Source organism: Alcanivorax sp. HI0083 (genome assembly GCF_001635175.1).
The window spans coordinates 1-10,987 of sequence record NZ_LWFX01000963.1 but is presented as its reverse complement, the minus strand read 5'-3'; the positions used below and the strand labels follow the sequence as shown (position 1 = coordinate 10,987).

At 59.1% G+C, this 10,987-nt stretch carries 9 protein-coding genes; 8 read left to right on the top strand and 1 reads right to left on the bottom strand.

Going from position 1 to position 10,987, the window contains the following annotated elements; genetic code table 11:
• From pdxA to A3754_RS11100, 7 genes are all read left to right on the top strand, one after another.
• On the top strand, window positions 1–1,003 hold a 1,003-nt coding region (gene pdxA, locus A3754_RS11130; protein WP_369817608.1), incomplete at its 5' end, for a 4-hydroxythreonine-4-phosphate dehydrogenase PdxA.
• 69 nt (window positions 1,004–1,072) lie between these two features.
• Window positions 1,073–1,885: a 16S rRNA (adenine(1518)-N(6)/adenine(1519)-N(6))-dimethyltransferase RsmA gene (rsmA, locus tag A3754_RS11125; protein ID WP_063519737.1), complete on the top strand. Its 813-nt coding sequence runs from the start codon at window positions 1,073–1,075 to the stop codon at window positions 1,883–1,885.
• Entirely contained in the window at window positions 1,882–2,298 is a 417-nt protein-coding gene (gene apaG, locus A3754_RS11120) for a Co2+/Mg2+ efflux protein ApaG (protein WP_063519736.1), read from the top strand. The genes rsmA and apaG overlap by 4 nt, the downstream gene beginning before the upstream one ends.
• Before the next feature lie 126 nt (window positions 2,299–2,424).
• Entirely contained in the window at window positions 2,425–3,231 is an 807-nt protein-coding gene (locus A3754_RS11115; protein WP_063519735.1) for a symmetrical bis(5'-nucleosyl)-tetraphosphatase, read from the top strand.
• A gap of 327 nt (window positions 3,232–3,558) precedes the next feature.
• On the top strand, window positions 3,559–5,481 hold the full coding sequence (locus A3754_RS11110) for a PrkA family serine protein kinase (RefSeq protein WP_063519734.1): 1,923 nt from the start codon (window positions 3,559–3,561) through the stop codon (window positions 5,479–5,481).
• Between the two features lie 173 nt (window positions 5,482–5,654).
• Window positions 5,655–6,935: a YeaH/YhbH family protein gene (locus A3754_RS11105; RefSeq protein ID WP_063519733.1), complete on the top strand. Its 1,281-nt coding sequence runs from the start codon at window positions 5,655–5,657 to the stop codon at window positions 6,933–6,935.
• A gap of 2 nt (window positions 6,936–6,937) precedes the next feature.
• The gene (locus A3754_RS11100) at window positions 6,938–8,443 is read left to right on the top strand and encodes a SpoVR family protein (RefSeq protein ID WP_063519732.1); all 1,506 of its coding nucleotides are present in this window, start codon (window positions 6,938–6,940) and stop codon (window positions 8,441–8,443) included.
• Between the two features lie 17 nt (window positions 8,444–8,460).
• Here A3754_RS11100 and A3754_RS11095 read toward each other — a convergent pair whose 3' ends face one another.
• On the bottom strand, window positions 8,461–9,405 hold the full coding sequence (locus A3754_RS11095) for a DMT family transporter (protein ID WP_063519731.1): 945 nt from the start codon (window positions 9,403–9,405) through the stop codon (window positions 8,461–8,463).
• Window positions 9,406–10,090: 685 nt separating this feature from the next.
• Here A3754_RS11095 and A3754_RS11090 point away from each other — a divergent pair.
• Window positions 10,091–10,987 (top strand): multifunctional CCA addition/repair protein (locus A3754_RS11090; RefSeq protein ID WP_063519730.1); only part of this gene is annotated, 897 nt, incomplete at its 3' end.

Below are 10,987 nucleotides of genomic sequence, written 5' to 3'. Positions count from 1 at the left end.
TCTCGCGCCGCCATCACCTATCGCCATCACCTATGGTGACCCGGCAGGGATCGGGCCGGATCTGGTCCTGACCCTGCCGGATGCTTTTGCCGACGCCCCGCTGGTGGTTATCGGCGATCGCCAGGTGCTGACCGAACGGGCGCAGCAACTGGCCCTGACGGTGCCGCTGGGCGACTGGCAACCCGGCCAGCCACTCCCCACAGGCTGCCTGCCGGTCTGGCATACCCCCGCCGGCGCCAGCGTCACCGCTGGCCAGCCGAATCCGGCCACCGCCAGCGGCACACTCACCATGCTTACCCGCGCCGCCCAGGGCTGCCTGGACGGCACCTTCTCGGCCATGGTCACCGCCCCGGTGGCCAAGAATGTGATTTGTGAGGGCGCCGACCCCACCTTCACCGGGCACACCGAGTTTCTCGCTGAACAGGCGGGGGGGGCGCAGGTGGTGATGATGCTCACCGCCCCGGCCCAAAAGCAGGATTTGCGGGTGGCCCTGGCCACCACTCACCTGCCCCTGAGTCAGGTACCGGCGGCAATTACCCCGGCGAGCCTGATACGCACCCTGACCATTCTCCGTGACGATCTGATCGGCAAATACCGGATTGCCGAGCCTCGCATCATGGTACTGGGGCTCAACCCCCATGCCGGCGAAGGCGGGCATCTGGGGCGCGAAGAACTGGATGTGATCATCCCCACGCTGGAACAGCTGCGCGCCCAGGGCATGGCCCTCACCGGCCCGCTACCCGCCGACACCGCCTTCCAGCCACATCTACTGGAACAGCACGATGCGGTACTGGCCATGTATCATGACCAGGGCCTGCCCGTGCTCAAATACGCCGGTTTTGGCGAAGCCATCAACATCACCCTGGGGTTGCCTTTCATACGCACCTCCGTGGACCATGGCACCGCCTTCGACCTGGCAGGCAGTGGCACAGCCAGCGCCGGCAGCCTGATCGCCGCCACGCGCCAGGCATTGGCGCTGGCCTCAGCGCAATCTGATGCCTGAGGCTGCGCTGATTGCGCATTGATAAAACACGGACAAGACACACCACCCGGCCCCGACCTGAGACCCGCTATGACAGAACACCGCACCCGTAAACGCTTTGGCCAGCACTTCCTGCACGACCGCAACCTGGTCGACCGCATGATCCGCACCCTGGGCCTGCAGGCGGGCGACACCCTGGTGGAAATCGGGCCGGGCCGGGGCGCCCTGACTTACCCCTTGCTGGAAGAGATCCCGCATTTGCATGTGGTCGAGCTGGACCGGGACCTGATCGCCCTGCTGCGCCAGGAAAACACCCCCGACCGGCTGACCATTCACGAAAGCGACGCCCTGCGGTTTGATTTCCGCACCCTGAAACCGGCGGACAAGCCCCTGCGGGTGATCGGCAACCTGCCTTACAACATCTCCACCCCGCTGATCTTTCACCTGCTCGCCCAGGCCGACGCCATCAGCGACATGACCTTCATGCTGCAAAAGGAAGTTGTTGAACGGCTCACCGCCAGCCCCGGCACCCGCGACTGGGGGCGCCTGTCGATCATGGTCCAGTATCACTGTCAGGCGGATTACCTGTTCTTTGTGCCTCCGGAAGCATTCAGCCCTCCTCCCCGGGTGGACTCCGCCGTGGTCCGGCTGATTCCCCATGCCAGCCCGCCACATCCGGCGGATGACGAAGACCACCTGCGCAAACTGGTGGCCCAGGCCTTCACCCAACGGCGCAAGGCCATCCGTAATGGGTTAAAATCCTGGGTTAGCGCCGAACAATTCGAAGCGCTTGGCATTGATGCCGGCCTGCGCCCGGACCAGCTGTCCGTGGCCGATTATGTGGCACTGGCGAACATCAGCCGCCCGAACGCCGACGAAGACAAGGGAGAAAGCACGCCATGAGCGTCACCGAACAAGGCAACAGCGATACCGCCAACGGCGACTCCCGCCACGACATCCGGGTATCCGTGGAAACCGAATTCCTGCCAGACCAGAGCGACGCAGAAAGCGATCGCTGGGTCTTTGCCTACCACATCAGCATCCACAATCAGGGCGCCGTCAGCGCCCGCCTGCTCACCCGCCACTGGGTGATCACCGATGGTGACGAGCGCGTACAGGAAGTCCACGGCGAAGGCGTCATCGGCGAACAGCCCCATATCGCCCCCGGCCAGACCTTCCGCTACACCAGCGGCGCCATCCTGGAAACCGAAGTGGGCAGCATGCGTGGCAGTTACCAGATGATTGGCGAAGATGGCATCCACTTTGACGCACAAATCCCCGCCTTCACCCTTGCGGTACCGCATGCATTGCACTGATTACGCAGGATGCCCAAGGCCTGACGCCCGACGCATGGCCGTTCCGGCCATCATTTTTCAAACCCGCCACAGCGGGAGCGTCAGGCATCAGGCATCCTGCGTCCGGTTTATCACCGGAGGCGCCTTATGAGCGACTACGCCATTGGTGACCTGCAGGGCTGTCTGGGCGCGTTTGACTGTCTGCTGGAGAAAATCGGCTTCAACGCCGATCGTGACCGCCTGTTTCTGGCCGGGGATCTGGTCAATCGGGGGCCGGACTCGCTGGGCACCCTGCGCCGCGTCCACGCCCTGCGTGACAACGTGCATACCGTGCTGGGCAACCATGACCTGCATCTGCTGGCGGTGGCCGACGGCACCTCCCGCAGCAAACGCAAAGATACCCTCAGCGAGATCCTCGATGCACCGGATCGCGCCGAACTGCTCGGTTGGTTACAACAACAGCCCCTGCTGATTCCCCTGCCGGAACACAACGCAGTAATGACCCACGCTGGCATTCCGCCATTGTGGTCACTGGAGCAGGCCAGCCGGCGGGCCGCAGAAGTGGAAACCGTGCTCCGCAGCGACGCCGCCGACACCTTCTTCACCCATATGTACGGCAACACCCCCGCCGGCTGGGACGAACAACTCAGCGGCACGGACCGCTGGCGGGTGATCACCAACCACTTCACCCGCATGCGTTTCGTGGATCAGGACGGCGAGCTGGACCTGACCAGCAAAGGCGAGCCCGACCAGCCCCCCGCCGGGTTCATGCCCTGGTTCCTGCACCCCCGCCGGGTACTCACCGACACCCGCATCCTGTTCGGTCACTGGGCTGCCCTGGAAGGCCACAGCGGAGTCGACAAGGTCGACGCACTGGATACCGGCTGCGTCTGGGGTGGCACTTTGACAGCATTGCGCCTGGACGATCAGGTACGCATCCAGTGCGACTGCTAATCCGTCGTTAAGCACCACGAGTCGTTTCCTTTCCGCCATCCGCAGGTTCCCTTATGCCTGCGGGGAAACCCGCCCGGCGACCGCACAACACGCCTGGTCAACGTTACCGACACCTCGTCATTTTTTTAAAAAAAGTTGCCCGCTTTTCTTTGACTTGTTCCGCCGTTTGGTTCCATGCTAAAGCCAAGACATGCGTTCAGGCGGCGATGACGCGCAGCCCGTTTCCCCCTTTCTTAACGCCATAGCCGACTGACTTTTATCGATAAAGGAAAAACCCTTCATGTAGTTTTGTTGTGACAATGTGCGTTCCGCCAGGAGGAAGCAGGCATGAGTATAATCAGCCACTACCAGGCCCGGTTTGATGCGACCCAGCAAGAAGAAATGTCGCTGGAAGAGTACCTGGAACTGTGCAAGAACGACCCCAGCGCTTACGCCACTGCCGCTGAGCGCATGCTGATGGCCATCGGCGAACCGGAAATGGTCGATACCGCGCAAGACCCTCGCCTGTCACGAATCTTCTCCAACAAGATTATCCGCCGCTACCCCGCCTTCGACGAGTTCTACGGGCTCGAAGACGTCATCGAAAACATCGTCAGCTACTACCGGCACGCCGCCCAGGGCCTGGAAGAAAAGAAACAGATTCTCTATTTGCTTGGGCCGGTGGGTGGCGGCAAATCCTCCCTGGCCGAAAAGCTCAAGGCGCTGATGCAGAAAGTGCCCTTCTATGCGCTCAAGGGCTCGCCGGTAAACGACTCGCCACTGACACTATTCAACCCGGAAGAAGACGGCCCCATCCTCGAAGAGGAATACGGTATTCCCCGCCGTTATATCCGCACCATCATGTCCCCCTGGGCGGTCAAGCGTTTGCATAAATTCGGTGGCGACCTGAGCCAGTTTCGCGTGGTAAAACGCTACCCCTCCATTCTCGACCAGATCGCGGTGGCCAAAACCGAACCCGGTGATGAAAACAACCAGGACATTTCCGCCCTGGTGGGCAAGGTGGATATTCGCAAGCTGGAGGACTTCTCCCAGGATGATCCGGACGCCTACTCTTTTTCCGGGGGGCTGTGCCGGGCCAACCAGGGCCTGCTTGAGTTCGTGGAAATGTTCAAGGCACCGATCAAGGTGTTGCACCCATTGCTCACAGCCACCCAGGAAGGAAACTACAACGGCACCGAGCACATGGGCGCCATCCCTTTCGATGGCATGGTGTTGGCGCATTCCAACGAAGCCGAGTGGCATAGCTTCCGCAACAACAAGAACAACGAAGCCTTTATCGACCGGGTCTATATCGTCAAGGTGCCCTATTGCCTGCGCGTCACCGAAGAGGTGCTGATCTACGACAAGCTGTTGCGCAACTCCAGCCTGCGTGATGCCCACTGCGCCCCGGATACCCTGCACATGCTTGCACAATTCTCCACACTTACCCGGCTGAAAGAACCGGAGAACTCCAGCATTTATTCAAAGATGCGCGTTTATGACGGCGAGAACCTGAAAGACGTGGACCCCCACGCCAAATCCATGCAGGAGTACCGCGACATGGCCGGCGTGGATGAGGGCATGGCCGGGCTCTCCACCCGTTTTGCTTTCAAGATTCTCTCCAAGGTATTCAACTATGACCACTCGGAGGTAGCAGCCAACCCGGTGCACCTGATTCATGTGCTCGAGCAGCGCATTGAGCAGGAACAGTTCCCGCAGGAAAAATCAGAACAATACCGTCGCTTTATCAAGGAATACCTGGTGCCGCGCTACGTAGAGTTCATCGGCAAGGAAATCCAGACTGCTTATCTCGAATCTTATTCCGAGTATGGCCAGAACATTTTCGACCGCTACGTCATCTATGCAGACTTCTGGATTCAGGATCAGGAGTTCCGCGACCCGGATACCGGTGAAATATTCGACCGCCAGGCGCTCAATGAAGACCTGGAAAAAATCGAAAAACCGGCCGGCATCTCCAACCCCAAGGACTTCCGCAACGAAGTGGTCAACTTCGTCCTTCGTGCCCGCGCCAACAACCACGGCAAGAACCCCAGCTGGCTCAGCTACCAGAAACTGCGCGATGTGATCGAAAAGAAAATGTTCTCCAACACCGAAGACCTGCTGCCCGTCATTTCCTTTAACGCCAAAGGCAGCGAGGACGACCAGCGTAAACACAATAACTTCGTGCAACGCATGGTCTCCCGCGGCTACACGGAAAAGCAGGTACGCCTGCTGTCCGAGTGGTACCTGCGGGTGCGTAAGGCGCAATAGGAGACGCAGCATGCTTCACGTAACACGCAACAACACGAAATAACGGTTTTAGCGTTACGCATTGCTCTCTCTACGCCTTGGCGCGATCGCGGAGACAACGTCAAAAAACGCCCAAGTCCCACCCACGTTGTTGCGTCAAGCGTGTCGCCTGAAGCTGCTTCCGGAGGAAGCCCATGAGCTACATTATTGACCGTCGCCTGAACGATAAACGCAAAAGCACCGTTAACCGGCAGCGCTTCCTGCGCCGCTATCGTTCGCACATTCGCGATGCCGTCAACGATGCGGTCAGCCGCCGTTCCATCAAGGACATGGAGCAAGGTGAGCGGATAAGCATTCCCCGCAAGGACCTGTCCGAACCCATTTTCCATCACGGCCCCGGCGGGCAACGCAGCATCGTCCACCCGGGCAACCAGGAATTTCATCAGGGAGACCGCATTCGCCGCCCGGACGGTGGCGGCGGAGGTGGGTCTGGTGAGGGCCAGGCCAGTGATCAGGGCGAGGGCAATGACGAGTTCGCCTTCGAAATCGACAAACAGGAGTTCCTCAATTTCCTGTTTGAAGACCTGGAGCTGCCCAATCTTCTCAAGCGTCACCTGGAAGGGGCACAGATCTTTCAACATCGTCACGGCGGCATCGTCAGCCAGGGCATGCCCGCCAAAATCAATATCGTCCGCTCCATGCGCCAGGCCTCCATGCGCCGCCGCGCCCTCACCGCCGCCACGCGCAAGAAAATACGCACCCTGAAAGCCGAACGGGATGCGCTTCTCGAACAGGATCAGTCGCCACAACGGCAAGCACGCTTGCAGGAGCTGGATGAACAGATCGCCCGACTGGAACGCCGGGTAGAACGCATTCCCTTTCTGGACACGGTGGACCTGCGCTACAACCATCATGTCAAAGTCCCGGTGCCGGTCAGCCGGGCGGTCATGTTCTGCATCATGGATGTGTCCGGCTCCATGAATCAGGACATGAAAGACCTGGCCAAACGTTTCTTTCTGCTTCTCTACCTGTTCCTTGAGCGTAACTACGAGCACACCGAGGTGGTCTTTATCCGACACCACACCAGCGCCAAGGAAGTTAATGAAGAAGAATTTTTCTACTCCCGGGAAACCGGCGGCACCATCGTATCCAGCGCGCTGAAGCTAACCCGCGACATCATCGAGGAACGCTATCCGGTTAACGAATGGAACCTGTATGCCGCCCAGGCCTCCGACGGTGATAACTGGAACGATGACTCACCCGCCTGCGCCAAACTGATCGAAGACGAACTGCTTCCCAAGCTGCAGTACTTTTCCTACGTGGAGGTCATGCCACGGGCTCATCAGGCGCTCTGGGACCACTACCAGAACATTATGCAGCGACACCCGTCTGCTTTTTCCATGGCCCAGATTGATGAGCCCGGGGAGATTTATCCGGTATTTCGCGAGCTGTTCAAAAAACGCATGGAGACCTGAGCATGTTTCTTTCAGAGGGCTCTGACTGGGATTTTGAATTACTGGCCCGCTACGACGAAGCCATTGCGGATCTGGCCCATAACAAATATGGCCTCGACACCTACCCCAACCAGATCGAGGTCATTTCGTCCGAACAAATGATGGATGCCTATTCTTCCGTGGGCATGCCGGTAGGCTACAACCACTGGTCATTCGGCAAACAGTTCGTGGAAGTCGAGGGGCGTTACCGGCGCGGGCATATGGGCCTGGCCTATGAAATCGTGATCAACTCCGACCCCTGCATCGCCTACCTGATGGAAGAAAACAACATCACCATGCAGGCGCTGGTCATCGCCCATGCCAGCTATGGACATAATTCATTCTTCAAGAACAACTACCTTTTCAAAACCTGGACAGATGCCTCGTCCATCATCGATTACCTGGTATTCGCCCGAAACTATATTGCGGACTGTGAGCAACGCCATGGCGTCAAGGCCGTGGAGGAAACCCTGGATTCCTGTCACGCGCTGATGAACTACGGGGTGGACCGCTACAAGCGCCCTTCGCCCATTTCCGCCGTGGAGGAAAAACGCCGGCAACGGGAACGGGAAGCGTCACTGCAGAAACAGATTTCGGAACTCTGGCGCACTTTCCCGCAGTTACAGCCTGCCGTTCAATTACGCGAGGAGACCCCGAACTTTCCGGCTGAGCCCCAGGAAAACCTGCTCTACTTCCTCGAAAAAAACGCCCCCTTACTGGCGCCCTGGCAGCGGGAAATCATCCGTATCGTGCGAAAGATGGCCCAGTACTTTTACCCCCAGCGCCAGACCAAGGTAATGAACGAAGGCTGGGCCTGCCTGTGGCACTACACCTTGCTGAACGATCTTTATGATCAGGGGAAAGTCACGGATGGCTTCATGCTTGAATTTCTCCAGAACCATAGCCAGGTGATTTACCAGCCGCCGTTCACTGCCCCCTTCTACAGCGGCATGAATCCCTACGCCCTGGGTTTCAACATGTTCCAGGACATCCGCCGCATCTGCGAAACCCCGGACGACGAAGACCGGGAATGGTTCCCGGAAATCGCCGGATCGGATTGGTTGGCCACGGTGAAATTCGCCATGGAAAGCTTCAAGGACGAGAGCTTTATTCAGCAGTTTCTTTCGCCGCGCCTGATCCGCTATTTCAAGTTTTTCCAGATCGCTGACGACGACCGTAACGACTACGTGGAAGTGGGCGCCATTCATAACGAACAAGGTTACCGCAAGGTCCGTGATGCGCTGGCAGAGCAATACAACCTGAGCATTCAGGAACCCAACATCCAGGTGGTCAACGCCAATGTCCACGGCGACCGCACGCTGACCTTGCGCCACCAACGCAGCAGCGGCCGGCCCCTGGATGAAAACAGTGCCCGCGAGGTACTACGCCATCTGCACCGCTTGTGGCAGTNCGAGGTCCGCCTGGAAAGTGTTGAGCACGGCAGCGTACTGAACGAATTCAGCATGCCACCGCCCACCGTTATTTCCTGATCCGGGCCAGGCTGACATCACGGCACCGGATCCGGGGTAGCGGCTGCCTCTGACTCTGCCATTTGCTTCAGCTGGCGGCGCACCTTGTGATCCCCCAGCAAGAAAAGCGACAACGCGAGCACAATCAATGCAGCGCCTGCCAGCACCAAAGCACCAAGGCTTTCGCCGTTGAACAAGCTACCCAGCGACAGCGCCAACACCGGTGTTATCAGCGTCACCAGCGCCACGGTGGCCGCAGGCAAGCGCGCCAGCACCTGGTAGTAGCAGTAAAAACCCAACAGCGAGCCAAACACCGCCAGATACAGGATGGCGGACAGGCCCCGATAGTCACCGCTAAAACTCAACGTCTGCCCGGTAATCAACATGCCGACGGCGTAGCAGGGTAACGACAACAGCAAGCCACCCACGGTTTGCTGCATGGGCTGCAGCCCGGCGGCCACACGTTGCACGGCGATGCCACTGCCGGCAAACAGGGTCACCGCGCTGAGCATCCACAGCAAACCGACGCCCCGGTCCCCCATGCCTTGCCCGGCAACCAGCACATGCAGGCTGTCATCAAATACCAATGCCAATCCGGCCAGGCCGATCAGGCAGGCACTCCAATGCCAGCGATTGAGCCGTACCCCACCCGGCAAGCCTTGCAGCATCAGCCCGGAAAGTAACGGCGCCAGGCCAAAAATCACCGAGATCAACCCGGAAGGCAGGTGCGCCGCCGCCATATAACTACAGCCCATGGCTCCAAAAATACCCGGCAGGGACGCCAGGTAGCTGAGCTGCGCCCGGCGATGCAGCGGCAACGGCTGGCCTTTCATCCACAACCAGCCCAGTCCCAGCAGCGCAGCGATGCCCATACGCACACCGGCTGCCGCCAGTGGCGCCATGGCCTCACCACTCCATTTAATCCCCAACGGCGTGGTTGCCCACACCGCCACCACGATCAAATACGCTGCCAGGGTTGGCATGTCGTTCTCCTAGGTTTGAGAGGAGCGAGTTGAAAGTTCAAAGTTGAAAGGCGCGATCAAGACAGGAGCCAACCGAACACCTCATTCACCGCGCCGCAAGCAAACGGCGAGTATTTCGCTCTATTAATCATGCAGCGCGGCGATAACGATCAATGAGTGACAAGGCCCTATTTCGCGCTTTTCAACTTTGAACTTTCAACTCGCAACTAAAACCGACCTGCAAACCCCCAAAACGAAAAAAGGCCGCGGGTCGGGGACGCTGCGGCCTTTTTTGATAACTGAAACTTTCAGTCACACAGCCGTCGTCCCTGCGCACGCCATTTGCGTGCACAGCGGTCGACGACCAGCATCAAAGAGTAATGGGCTGAAGTCGGTGCATCCTCGCCTCTGTTGTGCCTGAAAGAGCGGCAATCTAGGCGCGAGGAGCGATGTTTGGCTTGCCCAAATGAGCGACGAGCAACAACGAGTGCCGCTCTTTCAGGCGCAACCCGAAGGGCTGGGCCCCTTTTTCCGTCTGACTGCGCTGGATGAGACTCACATAGCGAACTATGCCGCGCCTCATCCAGCGCAGTCAGACAAAAAAATGAACTCCAGCAGAGACGAGGATGCACCGTCTTCAGCCCCTTAGTTTCAGTACGATAGAAAGCATGCGACCATTCTGCTCAAGAACTCACAGGTAAACAAGATGAAAGTGTATCTGGTGGGCGGTGCGGTGCGGGATTCCCTGCTCGGCCTCCCCGTGACGGAAAAGGACTGGGTCGTGGTTGGTGCCACTCCGGAAGAAATGGAAGCCAACGGGTTTCGCCCCGTGGGCAAGGATTTCCCGGTATTCCTGCACCCCGACACCCAGGAAGAATACGCCCTGGCCCGCACCGAGCGAAAATCCGGCCATGGCTACGGTGGCTTCACCTTCCATGCCGCCAGCGATGTCTCCCTGGAAGAGGACCTGATTCGCCGCGACCTGACCATCAATGCCATGGCGCGCTCAGAAGGTGGCGAGGTGGTCGACCCTTTTCATGGCAAGGTCGATCTAAAAGCCCGCTTGCTACGGCATGTTTCCCCCGCTTTTGCCGAAGACCCGCTGCGGGTATTGCGCGTGGCACGATTCGCTGCCCGTTATTACTGGCTCGGATTCCGCGTCGCTGACGACACCCTGACACTGATGCGCCAGCTCAGTGACAGCGGCGAACTGGATTATCTGGTGGCGGAACGAGTCTGGAAAGAAACCAGCCGGGCCCTCATGGAACGCGATCCCCAGGTCTTTTTCCAGGTGCTGCATGCCTGTGGCGCGCTGGAAAAACTGTTCCCCGAATTGGCCGCATTGGATGGCGTTCCCCAACCGGAAGCCCACCACCCGGAAGTGGACACCCTGGTGCACCAATGGCTGTGCCTGGAACAGGCCAGCCGACTGAACCTGCCGTTGACGGCCCGTTACGCTGTGCTTTGTCATGATCTGGGTAAGGGCAAAACGCCCGAGGAAGAATGGCCCCGGCATATCGCCCATGAAATTCGTAGCGCCCGGCTGGCGAAAACCGTATCAAAGCGCTGGCGCGTCCCCAAGGACGCCGCCACTCTGGCGGCC